The sequence below is a fragment of the Bifidobacterium xylocopae genome (genome assembly GCF_003315615.1).
Lineage (GTDB): Bacteria > Actinomycetota > Actinomycetes > Actinomycetales > Bifidobacteriaceae > Bombiscardovia > Bombiscardovia xylocopae.
In genome coordinates this window covers 1-22,023 of record NZ_PDCH01000007.1, presented here as the reverse complement: position 1 = coordinate 22,023, position 22,023 = coordinate 1, and the positions used below count along the sequence as shown (strand labels likewise).

Here is a 22,023-nt window from a genome sequence, read left to right as displayed (position 1 = left end):
AGCTACTGGTAAAGGCCTTCCATTTCAATGCTCGCCAGAGTGCACCCTTGCAGCGATTTGAGCAGCAGCCTACGGTCTGCTCGGGGATCCAGGTCCAGGAGGCCAGAGACCGCATAAACGGTGAACACGTAGCGGTGGGTATGCCCTTTGGGCGGTTTGGGTCCGCGGTATCGGTGCCAGCCATACGCCCGTCCTTGGCAAATACCGCCTATCCGCCGACCGTGCGGGATGCCGGCTTCGATCCGGTCGCCCACGGGCAGGTTCCAGGACAGCCAGTGGGTCATCGAGCCGAAGAGCGGGTGGCTCTCATCGCGCAGGACCAGAGCAAAAGATTGGGTGCCGTCAGGGATGTGCCGGAAGTGAAAGGCCGGTGACATATCCTCGCCTCTACCGGTGTACCGGTCCAAGAAGCGCCCGTCCCGTCCTATGCCCTCGCATACACCGATGAATTGGCCCGCATGTGTCATGCCTACCTGCTTTCCCTGCTATTGGCCGGTTTTGCGGCCCCGCCAGTCACAACCACAGACTGCACCGAGTATATCGTGGCAGCGCCTGCGAACAGCCTCTAATTCAATGACTTAGGGTTCGAGCAAGAGCTCAAGCACGTCGAACGACAAGCCCGACCGATAGACTGTTGATGCCGGGAACGACTGGTCCACGAGAGCAGGACTAGATGGGAAAAGGTATGGGGATCGCAGACGAACATGGGTCAAGCCAGGTGAATGCCATGGCGCATTCGGAACCGGCAACAGCAACCGGGGAAAGCGGTGAGGACAAGCAGACGGGGATCCGGCTCGGTTCCATGACTCCGGTTGAAGCCCCAGAACCGCTCATGACCAAAACCTCAGGTGCAACTAGTGATGACCAGCTGCAAGTCAGGCCAGTCGGCGAACAAACGGATGGCGAAAGAGACGGCATGGTCTGGACCGAGCCGTCGGCCGATGCACGGAGGCCGGAATCAGGGACCGGCATCAAGCGGCGGATCACGCTGCTGGTGCTGGCTGCAATCGTGGCGGTCACCATCCTGGTAGGCGGAGGTTTCCTGCTGAACGGGATGGCCCAGCGGGTGATGCTCAATCAGGCTATGGATGATTGTCGGTCCAGCTCCAGCGAAGCGGATGCCGCTATTAAACGCCTGCAGCGCTCGCTCGACGAGGGGGAAAGGGCTGTTGAGGAGCATCAAGGAAAGCCGGGGGAGCGGAGGGCGGTGATAGCGCTGGCCACCAGTGTTGATAACGTAAAAGGCGGCTCGATCGTGCTGGAATGCAAGTCGGGCATGAACAGGGACCAGTTGCAGGAAATGACCTACAAAGCAAAGAACTGGCGCGATTATGCCGACCAACACAGCTCAATCATCAAACGCAACATCAAGGCCGTCAGAAGCCAGTGAAGCGGCCCGTAACCTGGCTGCTTGAGATTCTCAGCATGCTACTGCCAACCGCTTTCCGAAGCGGTGGGCATAACTTGCGAAAGACAAGGCCGATTACAGGCTGCGACAGCGTCGGAGGACCGGGCCCGGCTGAAAAAGATGATGGCCGCATTCCAGGCAAATCGGAAATCAACGAACGGTACAAGCCGTACATACCTTTTCGATCCTCGACACTCAGCACATATGGATAGCGGACATTACCCTGCAGGGGTGGGGATATGAAAGACATCCTTGACCATCAGACTCATTTTGGCCGGCCAGCCATCAGGCAACACTAGGCAAACCAGTACAAGACTAGCTGCAAAAGAGTCCTCAGAATCATGGGAGTCAGCAAAAGCGCCAAATAAGCCTGGCAATTGGTTATAAGCCTGCGCAATAAAAGCCATAACAAATCGGGCGGCCCAGCCCTTGAAATGATTTCGTCGGGCCGGCGGGATTTGAACCCGCGACCCCTTGACCCCCAGTCAAGTGCGCTACCAAACTGCGCTACGGCCCGACGGTGCATCAGCACCGAGTCGATACTTTAGCATATATGCACCCAATCGCCAATCCATTGGCGAGTCCCTCGGACCTGAATCTGCAATCCATCCTTCCGGATCACCACCGGCTTGGCCGCCGATGGAGTATGAGACTAGACTGGTGGGCAGTCGCACCGTAAGGAGACCGATGGATTCCGCAGCCGTGACCCTTTGTCACACGAAGATGGCCAACACCGGCATGAGCCGGCTGGCCATAGCCCAGTTTGATCGCCTCTACCAGGCATGGGCTCACGGCGATACCGGCGGATCCTTGCGTGAAAAGGATATAGAGCCTCTGCGAGGCATCCGGAGTTTCCAGGAGGTCCGGGCCTCCATGGACATGGACCTGGCCCTTGAGGCCTTCTCAAAGACCGCCTTTCTCAAACTCAATGGGGGATTGGGCACGTCCATGGGACTGGAGAAGGCCAAGTCCCTACTGCCGGTGCGACGGCACAAGGCCCGACGGATGCGGTTCCTGGACATTATCCTGGGGCAGGTGCTCACGGCCAGGCAACGCCTCGGCGTCCCACTGCCTCTGACACTGATGAATTCATTCCGCACGTCGGCCGACAGCATGGCGGTCGTTCGCCGGCATAAGGCATTCATCCAGAGCGACGTGCCTGTCGAGATCCTCCAACATCAAGAGCCCAAAATCGACCCTGAAACAGGACAGCCTGCATCCTTCCCGGATAATCCCGAACTAGAATGGTGTCCACCCGGCCATGGGGATCTCTTCTCCGCGATTTGGGAAACCGGACTCCTGGACAAGCTGCAATCGGCCGGGATTGAGTACCTGTTCATCTCCAACTCGGACAATTTGGGCGCACGTCCGTCCAGGACGCTTGCCGGGCATTTCGCCCAATCCGGCTCGCCCTTCATGATCGAAGTGGCCCAACGCACGGAGGCCGACCGCAAGGGTGGTCATATCGTCGTTGACAAGGCTACAGGCCATCTGCTCCTTCGTGAGATGAGCCAAGTGCATCCGCATGACCTCGCTTCGGCCATGAGCATCCATAAGCACCCCTATTTCAACACGAACAGCATCTGGGTGCGGGTGGACGCGCTGAAGGCGAAGCTAGAGGAGTACAGGGGCATCCTGCCGCTGCCGGTCATTGTCAACGAGAAGACCGTGGACCCCGCCGACCCTTCAAGCCCCAAGGTGATTCAACTGGAAACCGCCATGGGGGCGGCCGCAGCCCTGTTTGATGGGGCGACATGCGTACAGGTGGATCGGATGCGGTTCCTGCCGGTCAAGACCACTGACGACCTCTTCATCATGCGTTCGGACCGTTTCCACCTGACCGACTCCTATGAGATGGAGGACGGCAACTACGTCTTCCCGAACGTTCAGCTGGATCCGCGCTACTACAAGAACATCGCAGACTTCAACGACCATTTCCCCTACGGGGTGCCCGCCCTCGCCGCCGCCAACTCGGTTACGATCGAGGGCGATTGGACATTCGGCCGGGACGTGACCTTCTATGCTGATGCCAGGCTGGAGGACCAAGGAAGGCCATCTTATGTGCCGAACGGACAGTTCGTCGGACCCCAAGGGGTCGAGCCAGACGATTGGATATAGGCCCACAGAAAAATGTCGTAGTCTGATAACCAGTGATGCAGGAACATGCAAGTCAGCCATGCAAGAAATGAACAGTGGATTTGGACATTCCGGTTCCCACGCTCGTCAAAACAACCTATGATAGAAGGTGTGCGTTCAAAGCACACATACCTAATATAATATGCTAGTGATACGCGAGGACTGATGGCAGAGGGAACGAACGGCAGACGGCGATTCTCAGACAAGTGGGGGAAGCACGAGCTCGATGTCCTCGCCGTTTTGTCATCGGCCTTCCCCCAGTGGCTGACTTCCAGGCAAATCGCGCAGCGAGTCAAGGCCTATGCCGACTCCTACGGGGAACTGGCCGATCAGGCTGCAAAGGCGGCCTTTGCCAAGCAGTTCCAGCGCGACAGAGCCAAACTCGCGGCCATGGGCATCGCAATCGAGTCGCGTCAGCCTGAATACTCATCCAAGTCCGAGGGACAGGATTTCGCCTCCTACCGTCTTCAACTGGGCGATGAACCTCGCATCCGCATGCAATTCGACCAGGAGGACCTGCCGATACTGGCCGCCGCCAACTACCTGGCCCGCTCGATTGCCATGTCCCAGGAAGCCTCACAACCGATCCAGCCCGTCTCACGCACAACACCACGTGTACCCCAGGTTCCCATCCCGGGCCTCGGCCTGGATTCGATCGCACCGGGTCTGGGTACCCAGCACTTGCCAGATTCCCTGGTAAAGGTCATTGATTCGCGCCGGTTCGCCGCCACGATTGATGTTGATGGTGAAAACCTCAATGTGGCATATACCGACTCGGACGATCTGGCCATGTTTGTCCTGGAGCATCCCGGGGCAGCGATCGTCAGCCCACAGGAGGCGGTCGACGCGTTCCACCGTCGCTTGAACGCCGCCGCCGCTTTCGGATTGGCGGATGAATCCATTGGTGATGCAACAGCCACCGTAGTGACCCCAGCCATCAGCGGCGGCCAAGCCGAGGAAGCAGGCGAAGGCGAATCGGAAAGCGAGAGTGAGCCCAGGCCACGCAAGTCATCCCAGGCCTTCCAGACCGGTTCCGAAGTCGACCGCCGCCTGCGGCTCATGCTCTTCCTGTCCGCCCACCTAGGAGAGGAATTCTCGCTGGCCGAACTCGCCGAACGTTTCATAGGCAAGGCCAGCACTCCCGAAGAACTCAAAAAATCGGTCAACACGATCCACAAGGACATCAACACGCTTACCACGGTCTCGGACGATGGTGAGATGGCTGGCTCCCAGTTCTTCGACATCGACTGGACACTCCTGGACGAGTCAGGCATCGTCTCCGCCACTAACTCCCTGGGTCTGGAACGATTGGCCGGCATTTCTCCCCAATACCTGAGCATGCTGACCGCTTCCCTGAACTACCTGGCGCATTCGCCCCTGCTGCCCGGGCAATCCCGCCAGCAGGCCGGTGCCCTGTATCGACGCCTGCGCAAGCATGTCGGGCCCGGGGATACCCCCTGGCTTTCCTTAACCGGCTACGAGACGGAACCAGCAAGCTTCTCACTGGTCCAGCGGGCCATACGGACGGGGTCCCTGCTCACCATGGAGTACACCGACGGAGCAGGTCGCACCAGACGCAAAGTCGTAGCCCCGGCTAAGATTTTCGTGGATGAGGGCCTGTATTACGCGGCTGTGTGGACTGACATCGGCGATGCAGCGGAAGGGACAGCCGCGGATCAGGACGCATACCCAAACGAGGCGGGCAAGCCAACCAAGCCCAGGCCCAAGCTCAAGCAGGGGACCGGGCGGAACCGCCAATGGCAGGTGCTGCGTCTGTCGCGCATTGAGCACGGTGAATTGGTCAAGCCCAAACACGCCGTTCATTTTCCGGACGTACCGGTCTCTGAACTGCGCAAGTGGAGCTTCGACAATGGCACGGCGGCGGTGTTCGTGACTGATTCGCCTAACCTGCCCTTCATCAAGTCCTTGCCAGGCGCATCGGTCGAAACATGCGGCCCGGGGCAGAAGGTCCACCTGACCGTATCCTCGGATTCATGGTTCGTGGCCTTCTGCATCGCCCATGCACGGCACATCACCGCTGTCGCCCCCGAGACCCTGCGCAAGATGATACTCGCCCGGGCCCAGCGCGAGCTTTCCATCTCAGTCGGTACAGCCGACCGCAACGACTGAAGGCCTGTATCGATGAGTCATAGGAGGTAGTCATGCCCTGGTGGATCTGGTTGCTTTTGGCCTTGCTCATGCTTGCTGTGCTCGTCATGGGCGTGGTCTACGCCTTCAGACGGGCGAACGCAGCGCTCAAGCTGCTGGGCTCCTTCGGTTCGGCGGTCAATCAGCGTCTCGATCCGGCCCGTACGGAAGCAAAGGGCCGGCCGGCGCAGGACCCATCATTCACCGATTCGGTTTCAGTCAGTGCTGGCAGGTACGCTGATGCCCATGCCCGGCTCCTTAAGCGTAAGGATGCGGCGCACCGTAACCACTTAGAACGCTGGGCAGCCTGGCGGTCCTTCAACCAATGACAGGGACTCAGGGCGGTGGGAGAAACCGAATAGAGTAATGTCCTGGCCGATTGCAGGCCGAAATGAACGGTGTGGGGAGAGAGCCCAATGTCACGTCACATTCGCACCAAGACCGTGGTGGAGAATGCCAAGCGCAGGAACGACGAATCCGTTTTGAAGCACGGGCGGCCCAAAGCACTGGAACCAGGCAATGTTTCCGCCGGTCCGTCCGAACGCTACGCACGTTTCAGAGCGGGACAGCGCCGTGCCGCAAGCGCGGCTGGACGCTTCGCCGCGGGGCTGCCTTTCCAGCTGGATGCCTTCCAGCAGGAGGCCATCGACGCTCTCGAAGAAGGCAACAACGTCCTTGTCGCCGCGCCAACCGGAGCCGGCAAGACAATCATCGCCGATTTTGCAGTCCATCTGGCTCAGGAGCAGAATGTCAAAGCCTTTTACACCACCCCAATCAAGGCACTGAGCAACCAGAAATTCCATGACCTCGTCGACCTGTACGGCGAGGAGAAGGTCGGCCTGCTGACTGGTGACACCTCGATCAATTCAGAGGCCGACATCGTGGTCATGACCACCGAAGTTCTTCGCAACATGCTCTACGAGCGCTCCACCACACTTGGCGCCCTAAGGTATGTCATACTGGATGAGGTCCATTACCTGGCCGACCGGTTCCGCGGCCCAGTCTGGGAGGAGGTCATCATACACCTGCCCCGGACTGTGAAAGTCGTAGGTCTATCGGCCACGGTCTCGAATGTCGAGGACTTTTCCTCCTGGATCGCTTCGGTCAGGGGTGGGACCAAGCTGGTGGTATCAGAACGGCGGCCAGTCCCTCTGGAACGCCATGTCATCCTCCAGGAAGACCCGGCGACCGAACCCGAAGTCCTGGACCTCTACCGGAGCGGCCGGGACGGCAAGCAAATGAGCAGAATCAATCCGCAGCTCGTAGCGCGCCTGTCTCAGCTTGATTCCTTGGCCATGAGGGAAACACACAGCGCGCGACCCGGCCGCCGTCGGGCCTCCCATGGCAGACGGGGGAGCGACCCGGTACGGCAACCCAACCGTTATACGCCGCGACGCTGGGCCGTGATTGATGAACTCGACTACATGGGCATGCTTCCCGGCATCTATTTCATCTTCTCCAGGAACGGCTGCAATGATGCTGTCGAACAGTGCATGGATGCCGGCCTCAAACTGACGACCGATGATGAAAGCCGCAGAATCCGTCGAATTGTCGATGGGATGGTAGAGGGCCAGCTCAGCCATTCGGACCTGGCTGCCCTTGGATATTCACAGTTTCGCTTCGCCCTGGAGCAAGGCATCGCCGCCCACCATGCGGGTGTCATCACCCTGTTTAGGCAGGTTGTGGAACACCTGTTCGAACTCGGTCTGGTCAAGGCCGTCTTCGCCACAGAAACATTGGCGTTGGGCATCAACATGCCGGCGCGCTGTGTCGTGGTCGAGAAACTGGAAAAGTTCGACGGTACCGGGCATGTGCCGCTGACGCCAGGGGAGTTCACCCAACTGACGGGACGGGCCGGACGGCGGGGCATCGACTCCATCGGCCACGCCATAGTGGTGGATCACAAGGGTTTCAAACCGGAGACCATGGCATCCTTATCCAGCAAGCGCGTCTATCCCTTGCATTCGTCATTCAAACCAACTTTCAACATGGCAGTCAACCTGCTCAATTCCAGCGACTATGAGACGGCTCGAAATACACTTGCCCATTCCTTCGCCCAATGGGAGGCGAACGAATCTGCTTCCGAGCTGGAGGACCAGATACGCAAGCTGACGCAGGCCATGGACGGCTATGAACAGGCCGCCCATTGCGACTATGGGGACATCACTGATCTGGCGCTGATACGGTCCGGCCTCTCGTGTATGCAGAAGAAGGGACGGCGTTCCCTGAAGCGGCAGAGCTTCACGTCTGAGTCGGAACGCCGCTCGGCCTTCGATGCTCTGGACCGCCAGATAAGGGCCTTGGAGGAGACGGACCGCAACCATCCCTGCAGACAGTGCCCCCACCTGCAGGATCATCTGAAGTGGACCAGACGCTGGCTGCGTGAACGACACGAATTGGCTTTGGCCAAGGACCGATACGCTTCAAGGACCGGGTCGGTGGCCAGGCAGTTCGACCGTATATGTCAGATTCTGAAGAAAATGGGCTATCTGCGCCAGGCGGAACACCGGGTCGACACCACGGAGAATTCCGGCTGGAGCAACGATTTCCGGCTCACGCAGAGCGGTCAGCTCCTTCGTCGAATCTACAGCGAGCAGGATCTCGTCCTGGCACAAACCCTGTTGAGCGGCGCTTTGGACCATCTGAACCACCAGGAGTTAGCGGCTGCCCTGTCCAGTCTTGTCTATGAGTCTCGTAGAGGCGGGCCGACGGGGGCCCCCGGACGCTGGCCCGGAGGGACAGATGGAGCATTGGCGACCGCTGCGGCGGATATGGCGGGAATCTGGAAGCAAGTGGATGAGGCATGTGACGAGGCGGGACTTTCAGCCGAATTGCCTGAACTTGACTTTGGGCTTGCGGGTGTAATCCATGAGTGGGCCGACGGGGCGGGACTAGCTCGTATCCTGCAGGATTCTGAACTCACCGCCGGCGATTTCGTACGCAACGCCAAACGACTTTCCGACGTGTTGACCCAGGTGTCCCAGCTTGGACCGTATCTGGATCCCCAGTCCAAAGACCTGGCACGGCGAGCCTATCAGGCGTCCCAATCCGTCAACCGCGGTATCGTGGCCTATACCGGCGTCGATTGAGCCGCTGGCTGAGGTATGGGAATACAAGCGCCGTCCGAGCTGTTCGATAACTTGGGTATTGGTTGCAAGGTAATAGTCGTCTGACATGGAGGAAGCATGGCCGAACGCAGTCTGCGCGGTATGAGCATTGGCGCCAAATCACTGGAGTCCGACGACAATGTCGACTTCGCACCCAGAAGCGAGGTCGCGTATATATGCCCGAAGGGGCACAGGACGATCCTGCCTTTGGCGGAGGGTGCGGAGGTACCGGAAGAATGGGAGTGCCGCTGCGGGCAGATTGCCAAGCGCGAGGGCGGGGAAGAGACAGAGGAACACCATAGCGGCAAGCCCACCCGGACGCACTGGGATATGCTGATGGAGCGCCGATCCGAGGACGAGCTCAAGGTCCTGCTCGACAAGCGCCTGAAGATGCGCCGCGAGGGCTGGTTCCCGGACTACGAGTAACCCATGGCTGATTTCACGCCCGTACAGGCACGTAAGATCGTCCTGCTGGATCTTGACGGAACGCTAATAGCGTCGCACCCGGGTATCCTTGCATCAGTACGTAAAATGTTCGAGGGTCTAGGACTGGCGGTTCCGCCTGAGGAGGAACTCAGACGGTTCATAGGTCCATCCATCGCCGACTCACTCAGGCGTAATCATGTGGAGGAATCGCTGATTCCGGAGGGCATAGCAATTTACCGAAAGTATTATAATGATTACGCCTCATTCGAGGATCCGGCCGGCAGCGGCCATTTGCTGCCCGGTAGTCTGTGCAGCTCGGTCTTTCCGGGGATCCCTGCCCAGCTTGAGGACCTGAGATCCAGTGGATTCCACTTGTCTGTGGCCTCCTGCAAACCGGAATACCAAGCTCGGCCCATCTGCCAGCACTTCAGGTTGGATGCACTGCTGGACGATATCTTCGGGGCTTCGCGGGATGGTTCCAGAGTCGAGAAGGCCCAGGTAATCAGCTATGGTTTTGCGCAATTGGGTTTCAATCCGGACGCTGGTGACCGTGCGCTGATGGTCGGTGACCGTTGGACGGACGCTGATGGGGCACAGGCCTTGGGGCTGGACTGCCTGGGCTGCGGCTGGGGGTATGCGGAAGACGACGAGTTGTCGGCACACGGTTGCTATCGGGTCATCAACCACGTCAATCAACTTTCCCAAGCTGTAAACGAATACTTCATGTCGTTGAATTGACATGAAATTAATCCCACACAGCGGTGAATCGGTTGTCGTACATTCTTTCGACTGCCGTTAAGGGCTCGTCCTGCATGCTTGAAAGCAGAACTCGCATAGTGCTTGTAGAAACGACCTGAGGTCAATGCGCATATCGCCATATCAGCAAAGAAAGCGATTGATTCGAGGACTCACTAGTCATACGCCGATAAGGTACGTTATGTCATATTAGCGACCCAAACCAGCTACTACGCGCATGTAGAAGTCCCGTGCCCTTGCAGACTGCGCTTCCCCATCCCCATGTCATAGACAAGTCGCGGCTGCCGTTAATCACATCGAACATTGCTAGCGATATCCGGCAGGAGTGAATGGGAGGATCAGACTTGCTTCAGCGAGATTGACGATGACCTTATCGGTTCCAGCCATACCGCACGGCTTCATACTCCTGCCGTTCCGCCTGCTGCCTCTCGATTCGCTCCCGTAGTCGCTCTATGGCCATCTCCTCGACCGGCCTACGAAGCTTGCCCCGGAAAGCGGACGATTCGTCCAGGTCAACGTAATCCTGATCCTCCAGATCATCTTTGACCTGCTTCCAAATACTGGAGACCGACATGGCGAAGACGGCCTTACCGGAGGTCATGATGTCGAAAAGCTGTTCCGAACTGGCGCAGTCCACCACCGTCTCACCATCACACACGATGGTGACGGCCTCCAGGCGTGTCGCGGACAAACGTGAGAGGAAACCGACGGCAGCGGTGCCATTCGGCAATCCAACACCGATGTCAAGCAGGTGCTTCAGCACCGAGAGGATGACAATGTCCTTGAAGGAGTACAGACGACGTGAGCCTGAACCATGGGACTGGTTGATTGAAGGTTCCAGAATTCCCTTGCGCGCCCAATAATCCAACTGACGGTAGGTAATACCCGCGACCTTGGAGGCCACAGACCCACGATAGCCGCGTGTCACCGGTTCATCCCCGCTCAGGGCAAACAACTCACCCTGTATAGGGCGGATGACACCACCCCCCGCTCTCGTCGATTCCTCGCTGCGCATCTTCGGCACTGCTCCCCTTCTTTCCCCCACGAGTCCCACTGGTCATTTGGCTGTGTTCGCCAGTCTACGTCCTGGATGACACGACTCAAGGTCTGTCTGACATCCCCTTCGCATACCTCCACATCCGACTGACCATTCGGACGGGCAGAAAATCTAGGAGCGCGAAGTGTGTGACTCCCCCAAAGCCGTCCTGGTGAAGTAGACCAATCTGAATTTACCGATCATGATCTCGTCGCCATTATGCAAGAGGGCCTGGTCCACCCGCTGTCGGTTGACATATGTTCCGTTGAGGCTTCCCGCATCCTGAACGGTGTATCCTTCAGAGCTCCGGCTGAAAACAGCGTGAGAGCGGGATACTGTCGAATCGTCCAGTAGGATGTCCGCCTTCGGGTCCCTTCCCACGCACACTTGGTCCTCATCCAGCAAGTAACGCGAACCTGAGACCGCGCCCCGCGTCGAAATAAGCAGTGCGGTCTCTGCAGACAGTCGTGTTATGGTTTCCAGATCCTCTTGAGTGAGCGGACGGTCCCCGGTGGAGGTGATCGGTACATGGAGAGCAGGCATTCCTATGATCGTCGTTTCGCCTGCGGTTGGAATCGGTTCAGTCATAGGTCCTATTCTACAGTCTGAGCGTATTGGTATCGCTGAGGCCGACGAATTTCATCGATTCTGACACTGTTCGACTGCTCGACAGTTACCTGGGCATGGAATTGCACCTTGATCCTGGATCCCACTCCCCCTGCTATCTGGACTGCGTTTTGGAGAGCGTCAGGGTCGCCGATCGCCTTTATCGTGTATGGGCTTACCAGCTTGCGGCCGTCGCAGACCAGGCCATGATTGTCATCTTTCAGATATGTGGAGGTCACCACCCGGGTGTCATTGATCGCGATGACTTCCGCGCCGGCGTTGCGCAGCTCTTCCAGCAGTGTGAACATTGTCGCTGCATCCACCCGGTCCTGGCCTTCGACAATAGTGATTTGCACACCCTTACCCTGGGCAGGCAGGGCCCCGGACAGGATGCCTGAGGAGACTTGGTTCTGCTTGGCGATCCGCGCGGCCTCCTGCTGCTTGTCAGCCGAGGATTGGATGGATCGGAGCTGCTCGCCCAGCTGGCTCTTGCGTTCCTCGAGCTTATCGACCTGTGTACTGGTCTCATCCAGAAGACGGACCAGCTCCTCTTCGCTCAGTCCCTCGTATGAAGACTTGGTATTGTGCACCTGAATGACATAACCAAAACCCAGAAGTGCACACAGAAAGGCCACCAGCAGGCTGGTCAGCGCCTTGATACGGGAAGCGCGGGAGCCAAATGTACGTGGTGGCTTGCGCCGCACGATGGGAAAGGAACCGGTGCGGGTGTCGTCCCCTCCCCCACGTACGCGTCCACCTCTCGGCTGTATGCTCGGAGGGTTCACCTGTCCGTTGCTCCGGGGCCAAAGTCGTTTTATCATCCGTCAGCCCTTGAAGATGAAGCGCCGCAAGGCTGAGACGTTGGAGAATATGCGGATGCCCAGAACCACGATGACCGCAGTGGACAGCTGGGATCCGACTCCCAGCTGGTTTCCGAGGAAGACCAGGAGCGTGGCCGTGACCACATTTGAGAAAAAGGACACCACGAAGACGCGGTCTGAGAAGGAACGCTCGAAGTAGGAGCGGGCGGCGCCCAGGAGGGCGTCCAAGGCAGCCACGACCATGATGGGCAGGTAGGGCTGAAGCGCCACGGGTATGTCCGGCTGTAGGAAGACGCCGGCTATGATGCCGACGATCAGACCCAAAATTGCCGCCATGCTTACCTGCCCTTCTTCGCATACCTCAGTTCCGGCACCCCCACCGCATTCAGTCTAATATCCCGTGAGGATGAAACCTGCAATGTGATGCTGGCCTTCCGCAGTCCATTCAGATAGTCGCGCTGGTCAGCCCGCTTGAATTGGTCGGACAAGGTCCCTGCATCACCGATGGCCTCTATACGATAGGGGCTCTGGACTGAGTCGGTACCAACCAGGACCGTCTGCCCGGCCAACCGTATTGAAGTCTGCGTGCCTATCCGTCTGCCATTTATGGCTATGGCCTCTGCACCGGCCGACCATAGCCTGCTCACGAACCACTGGAGGTCCGTGTCCGTGACGACGCGGACCTGCCCGGGCTTGTCCCTGCTGTCCTGGCCGTTCAGTGGGTCAGACACCACCAGAATCACACCCGGGCCTCTCACGGCCGCAGAACCGTTTAGGATATCGTCGACGGAACCTGAACGCCTGGCATCGGCCGCCCCAACCTGCGCTGAGAGATGGTCTATCTGCCCTTGGAGACCGGAGATCTGGCCGGAGAGGGTGTCAGAGCGGCTTGAAACCTCCTGAATCTGGGAGATCAGCTTCTCCCGTACTTTCTGACGCGGGTCCTTATGAAGGACCTGGACAACTGATGTCACACCGATCCCAACGGCTGCGCAGATGATGAAGACGACAATCCTGCTGGCCCAGACAGACAGGGCGGAGCGGGTCGGGCGCGGCATAAGCCGGGCGTCCTCGAATAAGGGATCCATGGGCCGGTTCGTCAGATCATCGATCAGGCGCAGGGACTCGTCTCGTACACTGCGACGGCCTGGAGCTATCCCGCTTCCCCCCTCCTCGCGGACATTGTGGGAGCCAAGGGCCCCGACCAAGCCTGAGAAGACCACCCTTCGGTGGATCAGAGCCCGCTCGGGAGGCACTGGAAACGAAGCGGGTAGCGGGCTCTGGTCAATCATGCCTGACGCTCCGCCTTCAACAGGCACAGTCCCTGTCGAGCATACAGAAGGCCCGCCAACCAGTACAGTCCCACTCCCCATATGACCGCTCCCAATGCAATCAGATGCATGAACTGGAAGAACGGTGTGTGCCAGGCATCGGCGAATATCAGCGCCGGTATGGCCAGCATCAGTACTGCTGTACCGGTCTTGCCGGCGAAGTGGACCGGCAGCGGGCCGTAGTCATGCTGTGCCAGGGCAAGAACCAGCAGCCCCATCAGAACATCACGCAGGCCGACCAGTAACAGCAGCCACCAGGGTAGGATACCAGCGATGCTCAGCGCCAGCACGCTGCACAGGATCAGGAGTCTGTCGGCGACCGGGTCGAGGATCTGCCCAAGTTTGGACACCTGGTTGTAGCGGCGGGCTATGATGCCGTCCACCCCGTCTGAGACGGCTGAGAACAGGAGAACGACCAAGGCGATGATCAAATGTCTTTTCGCGACCAGATAGGCAATGACTGGTATCGACAGGATGCGCAAAAACGAAATGACATTAGGCATTGTCCAGATCACATCCCTCGGATCCGGACTGTAAGCGCTTCTCGACAAACGCTCGATAATGCGATGTCTCACCACCGGCTCCTTGCCGTCTCGGGAACTGCCGTGCATAGGCGCACGCTCAGGAGCGAACGGCGGCTTGCGCGGCACCACGGATGGCCTCGATGGCCTGGGCGCGATCAGGTGCCCCATAGACTGCCGAACCGGCCACCAGGACGTCGGCGCCAGCTTCGGCGACTATCGGGGCGGTCTTGGCACTGACCCCGCCGTCCACCTGGATGTGCGTATCCAGGCCAAGTTCCTTGATCCTGTCGCGCAGACGACGGACCTTGCCCATTTGGTTCGAGAGGAACCTTTGCCCACCGAAGCCTGGTTCCACCGTCATGATCAGAATCATGTCGAATTCGTCGAGGATATCAAACAGCGGCTCTACAGGCTCGGCCGGCCTGACCGCAAATGATGCCTTGACCCCCATGTCGCGCAGCTGGCGTGCAAGACGGACAGGTGCATGGGTGGCACCCATATGGAAGGTGACAGAAGCCGCTCCCAGTCGGGCGAACTCCGGGGCCCAACGATCGGGGTCCTCAATCATCAGATGGACGTCGACCGGCAGGTCGCTCACCTGGCAGATGCGCTCCACCACCGGCTCGCCCAAAGTCAGATTGGGCACGAAATGATGATCCATCACGTCCACGTGGACCATGTCCGCCGTCCCGATGGCTTTCAGGTCACGTTCGAGGTTTGCAAAGTCCGCTGACAGGATGCTCGGTGCTATCTGGATGTTCATGTTGACCATTCTATGAGGGGCGAGAGACCAGCCGACGTTCCTCCATCTCGGTGACGGTCCGCAGCTTCTCGGACAGGAGGGCCACAGGCTTGCCACGTCGGTTGACCATGGCGAAGGCCACCGCCCCCATGATGAAGACGACTATCGAAACCCATACGTTTACCCGCAGTCCCAGGATCATGTGCGCGAAATCGATGCGCAGGGCCTCTATCCAGGTACGGCCTGCCGTGTACCACATGACATAGATGGTGAACAAAGAGCCGGCCTTGAGCCTGGCCGACCATTGGCGTCCGATCCATACCAGCAGGGCCGCCCCTATCAGGTCCCATATCATCTCATAAAGGAATGTCGGGTGGAATAGTGTTCCGGTCGGACAGGTCGCACCGTCATAGCACTGCTCCTGTGACCCCATGGCTGTACCCGCATCGTTGAGTTTCAGCCCCCAAGGGAGGTCGGTCGGAGCACCGTAGAGTTCCTGGTTGAACCAGTTGCCTATGCGTCCTATCGCTTGGGCCACCAACAGCGCAGGCGCCATGGCATCGCATAGGAGGGCTGCGGGATAGTGCTTGTGCCGGCACCAGGCCCAGGCGGCTAGACCCCCTAGTAGGACAGCTCCCCATATGCCGAGACCACCCTGGCGCAGATTGAAGATATCGACCCAACGACCGTGTGAACCAAAAAACCGTTCAGGCGTGGTGATCACGTGGTACAGACGGGCTCCGATGATGCCTGCAGGCACCGCGCAGATGGCAATGTCCAGTATCTGGTCGTAGTTGCCCCCCAACCGCTTCCAACGGGCTCCCCCTAACCAGGCGGCTGCGACTATCGCCACAATCATGGTCAATGCATAGTAATGAATTGGGAAGGAACCGATCGAGAAGGAGGAGACCGGCGGTGAAGGTATGTAGGCGAAGGTCATCATGTTCCCATCCTAGCCCTGACGTTTCCCTGTGCATCCATGCCGCTCAGTGGACCTGCCCCGTTTTGGCAGCCAGCTGTCCGCAGGCGCCGTCGATGTCTGAACCCCTGGTATCGCGTAAGGTGGCCGCGATACCTGCCGCATGCAGTATCTCGAGGAAACGACGCTCATCCTCCGGTTCGGAGGCAGTCCAACGGGAGCCTTCGATCGGATTGAGCGGGATGGGGTTGACATGGGCCCAGTCATCGCCGTAATGGTTCAGTCGCTTCGCCAACAGGCGGGCATGCTCGGCCTGGTCGTTGATTCCCCTCATCAGCGCGTACTCGATGCTGACCCGTCGTTTGGAGGCCAGATAATAGTCATGGGCGGCATCAAGGACCTGTTCCGTGTCGAATCGCCGGTTCATGGGGACCAGCTCATCTCGGAGGGCATCCGAAGGTGCGTGGAGGGAGACGGCGAGACGTACCGGGATGCCTTCGCCTGCAAGCTTGCGAATTCCCGGAACGACACCGACCGTGGAAACCGTGATGTTGCGCGCCGAAATGCCGAAACCATGCGGGGGCAAAGCACTGATCTGGCGCACAGCCGACAGGACGGAGCGGTAATTGCCCATCGGCTCGCCCATGCCCATAAATACCACATTCGACAGACGCCCGGGACCTCCCGCCAGTCTGCCCTGCCGGACAGCCACAGCGGCCGCACGGACCTGCTCCAGTATCTCACCTGTAGACATGTTACGGGTCAGACCAAGCTGTCCGGTGGCGCAGAATGGGCAGCCCATGCCGCAACCCACCTGGCTCGATATGCACAAGGTGACACGCTTGGGGTAGCGCATCAGAACCGATTCAATTTGCGAACCGTCGAAGAGCTTCCATAGGGTCTTGACGGTCATGCCCCGGTCAGCCACCTGGCTGGTGACCGGCGTGATCAGGGCCGGGAAGAACCTCTCCGCAGCCTCCTGCCGGCTTGCGGATGGAAAGTCGCTGAAGGTATCAGGATCGATGCTCAGGTGGCTGAAATAATGGTTGGCCAGCTGGCTGACACGAAACCTCGGTAACCCAAGCTTACCTGCAGCCTCCTGGCGTGCCCGGTCATCCATGTCCGTGAAATGCAGTGGCGGTTTACCTCGCCTTGCATGGCCTGGAGCCAGCACATCCCTGAATCCGCCATGCTCACCCCCTGGAGTTATCCCGCTGTCTGGCTGACCTGCCATCGCGTCGTTCACTCGCATCCTTTCCCATCGTCAGTCAAATGGCCTCCACACCGGCTGTACGCGTTCATCAAAGACCTGTGAACCACAGGAGGAGGGTGATGAAAGGTGCGGACATCAGAATCGAATCGACCCGGTCCAGGACCCCCCCGTGGCCTTTGAGGAAGTGCCCCATATCCTTGATGCCAAGATCGCGCTTGATCAAAGAGGCGGACAGATCACCGAAGGTGCCTGTCACACCCACCATGGCCCCCAGCAGGATGGCCACCCACCAGGTACGGCCGAGGTCCCGTACCGGATAGGTGCAGACGAAGATGACACCTGCGGCCACGACGCACGACAGCATGGAGCCCGCCAGTCCTTCGACCGATTTTTTGGGTGATATGCGCGGGGAGAGCTTATGTCTGCCCAGGAAAGCACCGAAGAACAGCCCGCCTATGTCCGACACCGCCGGCAGGAAGACCGTCATGGCTCCATGCGCCACCGGATGTTCGCCGAATGTGGTAGGCAGCACGATCATGCATGCCAACAAGGTGATGTACAGGACAGTGAGCAGGGTTACCGTCATATTCGCATAGCCGTTGTAGGCATGTCGCTGTGACTGGCCTGCACGTTGACCATCCTGCAACAGCCGGGTCTTACCCAGGACGGCGCGTTCCAGGCGCTGCCCCCCCTGCCCCTGGAAGCCGGAAGCGAGTGATGCGATAACCGCTGTCAGTAGGACACCGGCCGTCATAGCTCCCAGATGGTCCTTACAGTAGAACATGGCAAGCATGGTTCCTGCGGAACCCAGCCAGAGGGCTACGACCGGGATGTACAGGCCTGCGGTCGCGAAATCCACTCTGAGCTCCCACAGCCCCAGAGTCATGAAAACGACGATAAGAAACATGAAGGCGTCCGGCCTGGCCAATAGGCAAAGCACTATCAATATGACCAGGGCGGCCCCCGTCGCTATGGCCTGCGGCATGTTGCGCCCTGTACGTGTGTTGATGGAGGTCAGGCCAGCCTGCCCGTCCTGCCCCTGCGGATCCTTCATGGTCTCCTTTTCCGCCAGTCAAGGGTCGATAGGCTTGAGTGGACGACTCAGACCTCGAGGATCTCCTGCTGCTTGCTCTCCAGCAGCTGGTCGATTTCGCCACTCATACGCTTCGTCAATGCGTCAAGGTCCTTCTGCAGGCGCTCCCCTTCATCCTCTCCAAGGTCACCATCCTTGACCGAAGCTTCGATCGACTCCTTGGCCTTACGACGAATGTTGCGCAGGGCTACTTTGCCGTCCTCGGCCTTGGTCTTGGCGATTTTGACGTAGTCCTTGCGCCGGTCCTCGGTCAACTCGGGCAAGGTCACCCGTATGACCTTGCCGTCACGGTTGGGGTTGACCCCAAGATCGGAGTCACGGATGGCTTTCTCGACAGCCGACGCCTGAGAGCTATCGAATGGGGTCACCGCCAGTGAACGTGGTTCCGGTACGGAAACCGAAGCAAGTGACTTGATTGGAGTTGGAGCCCCATAGTAGTCCACCATGATGCCGTTGAGCAGTGAGGGGTTGGCCCGACCCGTGCGTATGTCCGAGAAGTTCTCCTTCGTCGATTCGATCGTCTTGTCCATCTGGCTCTTGGCCTGATCCACGACTGTTGCCATTATGCGCTCCTAGCTATTCGTTACGTTCTGTGCAGCCTGCGGTTTCAGCGGGTGGCGGACTCCTGATCGCACACCAGTGTGCCTAATGTCTCACCTTCAAGGGTCCGGGTCACATTGCCCTCGTCCTCCAGACCGAACACCCTTATGGGCATGGCATTGTCACGGGCCATCGAAAGGGCGGAAGCATCCATGACGGCCAGGTTGTCGACCAATGCCCTCTTGTAGCTGAGTCTGGTGAACATATTGGCATCCGGATCCTTGCCGGGGTCCGCGGTGTAGACACCATCAACCCCGTTCTTGCCCATCAAAACTTCGGAGCAGTGGATTTCAAGGGCCCGCTGGATTGAGACCGTATCCGTTGAGAAGTATGGCAGCCCGGCACCGGCACCGAAGATGACAACACGGCCCTTTTCCAAGTGCCGTATGGCTTTTAGAGGTATATATGGTTCAGCCACCTGGCCCATGGTGATGGCGGTCTGCACCCTGGTGGCCTGACCTGCCTGCTCCAGGAAATCCTGGAGCGCCAGGCAGTTCATCACCGTACCCAGCATGCCCATGTAGTCACCGCGGGAGCGCTCAATACCGGCCTGACTGAGTTCGGCTCCGCGAAAGAAATTGCCACCACCAACTACGATGGCCACCTGTACTCCCGTAGCGACCGCCTCGACTATCTCCTTGGCGATCCGCTGGACGACCCTGACGTCCACGCCGACCGCCCCACCTCCGAAAGCCTCTCCGGAGAGCTTCAGCAGGACTCTGCGGACTCCTTCATGCTGGTCGACTTGTGCCTCAGAGCAGGTCATGTAAAGCCTTCCTCGCTTGGTAATCGGTGGCTTGCTGCGCGCAGCCATCTAGCATTGAAGTTTATCGCCGAAGAGCGACAAGGGACATATAACGAGAGGGCCGCACCCTTGTCGGGAACGGCCCTCTCGAGTCATATGCAGGCCCCAAGGCCCGTATCAGGCTTTCGGATCACTCATCGTCCTTGCCGACCTCAAGGCGGGCGAACGCAACGGCCTTGCCGCCAGCCTGCTTGAACAGGTCACCGACCGTCTTGGAAGGATCCTTGACGTACTGCTGCTCGAGCAGGACGCTCTCCTTGAAGAAGGCGTTCAGACGCCCTTCGACGATCTTGGGGATGATCTGCTCAGGCTTGCCTTCGGCCTGCGACTTCTCCGTGGCCACCCGACGTTCGGACTCGACGACATCCTGGGGCACATCCTCACGACGCAGCCACTTGGGGCTCATCGCGGAAATCTGCAGAGCCGCTTCGTGGGCGACGGAGGCACCGGCCTCGTCCGTGGCGATGACGGCCACGATCGACGGCGGCATCTCCACCGACTTGCGATGGGAATAGATCTCCACATGCGGCCCCTCAACCTTGGCGAATTGACCGACCTTGACATGCTCATGGAAGAGTGCGGCGGCCTGCTCGACGGTATCGTGTACCGTGCCGTCCTTGGATGGTGCGGACTCGGCGTCCTGAGCCGTCGAAGCGCCGGCCTTCGCGACATCTGCGATGACCTCGTCGCCGAACTCGATGAACTGCGGGGTCTTGGCCACAAAATCGGTTTCGGAGTTCAGCTCGATTGCGTAACCGACCTGTCCGGCGCCGCCGTCCACGACCGTAGAGGCGATCAAACCCTCCTGTGCCTTGCGGCCTTCCCGGGCGCCCGCGGCCTGGATGCCCTTGGCGCGGATGATTTCCTTGGCGCGATCTACGTCGCCATCGGCTTCAGTGAGAGCCTTCTTGACGTCCATCATGCCGGCTCCGGTCTGGTCGCGCAGCTCCTTGATGAGTGCAGCGGTGATTGTTGCCATGCTATCTCCTCTGGTTTCCGTAGGGCCGTGTTGTCCCGGCCCTACGGCTAGGTGCAATTATTCGGCCTAGGCCTCAGCCTGCTTGGCCTGGGCCTCAGCCTCTGCCGCAGGGGCAGCGGCCTGCTCGGACTTGGCCTGCTCGGTCCCGTCCTTCTGCTTGAGAAGGTCCTTCTCCCATTCGGCCATGGGTTGGTCGGTCGACTCCTGCGCCTTGGCGGCCTTGTTGGAACGCTCCAGCAGGCCATCGGCAACGGCGTCGGCCATGAGGGTCGTCAACAGGTTGACGCCTCTGATGGCATCGTCATTGGCCGGAATCGGGTAGGTGACCTTCTCGGGATCAGTGTTGGTATCCACCAAGGCGACGACCGGGATCTGAAGCTTACGGGCCTCTTCGACCGCCAAGGCCTCCTTGTTGATGTCGACCACGAAGAGGGCGGAGGGAGTACGGTTCATGTTGCGGATGCCGCCCAGCTGGCGTTCCAGCTTGTCCTTCTCACGGCTCAGGAGGAGGAGCTCCTTCTTGGTCAGACCAGAGCCATGCACATCGGAGAAGTCCATCTCCTCCAGCTCCTTGAGGCGGTCCACCCGCTTGGTGATGGTCTGGAAATTGGTCAGCATACCGCCCAGCCAGCGCTCCGACACATAGGGCATGCCGACGCGGGTCGCCTCGCCCTTGACCGCCTCCTGGGCCTGCTTCTTGGTTCCTACGAAAAGAATGGTGCCATTGTGGGCAACTGTCTGCTTGATGAACTCATATGCCTGGTCGATCAAGCCCAGGGTCTTGAAGAGGTCAATGATGTGGATGCCGTTGCGCTCCATTAGGATGTACTGCTTCATCTTGGGGTTCCAACGGCGGGTCTGGTGTCCGAAATGGACGCCGGCCTTGAGCATCTCGCTCATTGTGATCTGTGCCATGGTATTGCCTTTCTGTCGGTTCTTGCCTGGCCATGCGCACCTGCATGCAACCCTTCGTAGGGCCGACCGACACAGGGCATCGCGGGCATGGCGCGAATTCATACGCCTGGTTGGATGAATGCTGTAGTAATCCTCCTCACCCGTGACAGCTCGAAGGATGGATTTCGGCGTACAGAGTAGAGAATAGCACGGGGGGCGCTCATTCGCCGTCAGGCTGAACGGGCGCCCGGGGGGGGGGGGGGGGGGGGCGGGCGGCGGGCGGGGCGGGGGCGGGATCGGGGAGCAGAGGATGGCGGGGGACGAGGTGGTCGAGGGAGGGGGGGCCGAGATGGCGGAGGGCGAGGGGAAGGGAGCGGATGGCAGGAGGAATGGGGCGGGGGATGGGGGGAAGGCACGGATCAGGTCAGGCTGACGTGTGGATGCTAGGGATCATTACAGTACGACGGACACGGCTTGGG

The 22,023-nt window shown here is 59.3% G+C and carries 22 protein-coding genes and 1 tRNA gene; 7 read left to right on the top strand and 16 right to left on the bottom strand.

All coding sequences use genetic code 11. The features are described 5' to 3' along the window. Positions 1-2: 2 nt before the first annotated feature. Positions 3-467 (bottom strand): YbhB/YbcL family Raf kinase inhibitor-like protein, encoded by a 465-nt coding sequence (locus CRD59_RS04425; RefSeq protein ID WP_113853486.1) that lies wholly within the window; start codon positions 465-467, stop codon positions 3-5. Between the two features lie 218 nt (positions 468-685). On the opposite strand from CRD59_RS04425, the gene CRD59_RS04420 reads away from it, so the two are divergent. Continuing rightward, a complete protein-coding gene (locus tag CRD59_RS04420; protein ID WP_113853485.1) occupies positions 686-1,390 on the top strand; it encodes a hypothetical protein in 705 nt (234 codons plus the stop codon). A gap of 461 nt (positions 1,391-1,851) precedes the next feature. Here the strand turns inward: CRD59_RS04420 and CRD59_RS04415 are convergent. After that, positions 1,852-1,925: transfer RNA gene (locus tag CRD59_RS04415), tRNA-Pro, on the bottom strand. 170 nt (positions 1,926-2,095) lie between these two features. Here CRD59_RS04415 and CRD59_RS04410 point away from each other — a divergent pair. From CRD59_RS04410 to CRD59_RS04385, 6 genes are all read left to right on the top strand, one after another. Beyond that, on the top strand, positions 2,096-3,526 hold the full coding sequence (locus CRD59_RS04410; protein ID WP_113853484.1) for a UTP--glucose-1-phosphate uridylyltransferase: 1,431 nt from the start codon (positions 2,096-2,098) through the stop codon (positions 3,524-3,526). A gap of 183 nt (positions 3,527-3,709) precedes the next feature. Then, complete coding sequence (locus CRD59_RS04405; protein ID WP_113853483.1) at positions 3,710-5,674, top strand: helix-turn-helix transcriptional regulator; 1,965 nt, start codon at positions 3,710-3,712, stop codon at positions 5,672-5,674. 32 nt (positions 5,675-5,706) lie between these two features. Further along, positions 5,707-6,021 (top strand): hypothetical protein, encoded by a 315-nt coding sequence (locus tag CRD59_RS04400; RefSeq protein WP_113853482.1) that lies wholly within the window; start codon positions 5,707-5,709, stop codon positions 6,019-6,021. Positions 6,022-6,108: 87 nt separating this feature from the next. Continuing rightward, positions 6,109-8,781: a DEAD/DEAH box helicase gene (locus CRD59_RS04395; protein ID WP_113853481.1), complete on the top strand. Its 2,673-nt coding sequence runs from the start codon at positions 6,109-6,111 to the stop codon at positions 8,779-8,781. A gap of 96 nt (positions 8,782-8,877) precedes the next feature. Continuing rightward, a complete protein-coding gene (locus tag CRD59_RS04390) occupies positions 8,878-9,225 on the top strand; it encodes an RNA polymerase-binding protein RbpA (protein ID WP_113853480.1) in 348 nt (115 codons plus the stop codon). Positions 9,226-9,228: 3 nt separating this feature from the next. Continuing rightward, positions 9,229-9,963 (top strand): HAD hydrolase-like protein, encoded by a 735-nt coding sequence (locus CRD59_RS04385; protein ID WP_113853479.1) that lies wholly within the window; start codon positions 9,229-9,231, stop codon positions 9,961-9,963. A 388-nt stretch (positions 9,964-10,351) separates the two neighbouring features. Here the strand turns inward: CRD59_RS04385 and CRD59_RS04380 are convergent, their stop codons facing one another. From CRD59_RS04380 to rpsB, 14 genes are all read right to left on the bottom strand, one after another. Next, the gene (locus CRD59_RS04380) at positions 10,352-10,996 is read right to left on the bottom strand and encodes a MerR family transcriptional regulator (protein WP_113853544.1); all 645 of its coding nucleotides are present in this window, start codon (positions 10,994-10,996) and stop codon (positions 10,352-10,354) included. Between the two features lie 153 nt (positions 10,997-11,149). Continuing rightward, positions 11,150-11,605 (bottom strand): FHA domain-containing protein, encoded by a 456-nt coding sequence (locus tag CRD59_RS04375; RefSeq protein WP_113853478.1) that lies wholly within the window; start codon positions 11,603-11,605, stop codon positions 11,150-11,152. Between the two features lie 5 nt (positions 11,606-11,610). Next, positions 11,611-12,444, bottom strand: coding sequence for a DUF881 domain-containing protein (locus tag CRD59_RS04370; protein WP_113853477.1), 834 nt, complete (start codon positions 12,442-12,444; stop codon positions 11,611-11,613). A 3-nt stretch (positions 12,445-12,447) separates the two neighbouring features. Further along, positions 12,448-12,780 carry a small basic family protein gene (locus CRD59_RS04365; protein ID WP_113853476.1) on the bottom strand — a complete coding sequence of 111 codons (333 nt, stop codon included), beginning with the start codon at positions 12,778-12,780 and terminating at the stop codon, positions 12,448-12,450. A 2-nt stretch (positions 12,781-12,782) separates the two neighbouring features. Next, positions 12,783-13,736 carry a DUF881 domain-containing protein gene (locus CRD59_RS04360; protein ID WP_161522278.1) on the bottom strand — a complete coding sequence of 318 codons (954 nt, stop codon included), beginning with the start codon at positions 13,734-13,736 and terminating at the stop codon, positions 12,783-12,785. Beyond that, positions 13,733-14,338, bottom strand: coding sequence for a CDP-alcohol phosphatidyltransferase family protein (locus CRD59_RS04355; protein ID WP_407923110.1), 606 nt, complete (start codon positions 14,336-14,338; stop codon positions 13,733-13,735). Before CRD59_RS04355 ends, CRD59_RS04360 begins: the two co-directional genes overlap by 4 nt. A 58-nt stretch (positions 14,339-14,396) precedes the next feature. Beyond that, entirely contained in the window at positions 14,397-15,062 is a 666-nt protein-coding gene (rpe, locus tag CRD59_RS04350) for a ribulose-phosphate 3-epimerase (protein WP_113853541.1), read from the bottom strand. A 10-nt stretch (positions 15,063-15,072) separates the two neighbouring features. Next, complete coding sequence (gene lgt / locus CRD59_RS04345) at positions 15,073-15,981, bottom strand: prolipoprotein diacylglyceryl transferase (protein ID WP_113853542.1); 909 nt, start codon at positions 15,979-15,981, stop codon at positions 15,073-15,075. A 46-nt stretch (positions 15,982-16,027) separates the two neighbouring features. Further along, complete coding sequence (gene rlmN, locus CRD59_RS04340; RefSeq protein ID WP_113853540.1) at positions 16,028-17,194, bottom strand: 23S rRNA (adenine(2503)-C(2))-methyltransferase RlmN; 1,167 nt, start codon at positions 17,192-17,194, stop codon at positions 16,028-16,030. 67 nt (positions 17,195-17,261) lie between these two features. Beyond that, positions 17,262-18,227, bottom strand: coding sequence for a phosphatidate cytidylyltransferase (locus CRD59_RS04335; protein WP_113853474.1), 966 nt, complete (start codon positions 18,225-18,227; stop codon positions 17,262-17,264). A gap of 47 nt (positions 18,228-18,274) precedes the next feature. After that, a complete protein-coding gene (gene frr, locus CRD59_RS04330) occupies positions 18,275-18,829 on the bottom strand; it encodes a ribosome recycling factor (protein ID WP_113853472.1) in 555 nt (184 codons plus the stop codon). 44 nt (positions 18,830-18,873) lie between these two features. After that, positions 18,874-19,632, bottom strand: coding sequence for a UMP kinase (gene pyrH / locus CRD59_RS04325; RefSeq protein ID WP_113853470.1), 759 nt, complete (start codon positions 19,630-19,632; stop codon positions 18,874-18,876). Positions 19,633-19,801: 169 nt separating this feature from the next. Further along, a complete protein-coding gene (gene tsf / locus CRD59_RS04320) occupies positions 19,802-20,650 on the bottom strand; it encodes a translation elongation factor Ts (RefSeq protein ID WP_113853468.1) in 849 nt (282 codons plus the stop codon). A gap of 66 nt (positions 20,651-20,716) precedes the next feature. Further along, positions 20,717-21,565 (bottom strand): 30S ribosomal protein S2, encoded by an 849-nt coding sequence (gene rpsB / locus CRD59_RS04315; RefSeq protein WP_113853539.1) that lies wholly within the window; start codon positions 21,563-21,565, stop codon positions 20,717-20,719. Positions 21,566-22,023: the final 458 nt, after the last annotated feature.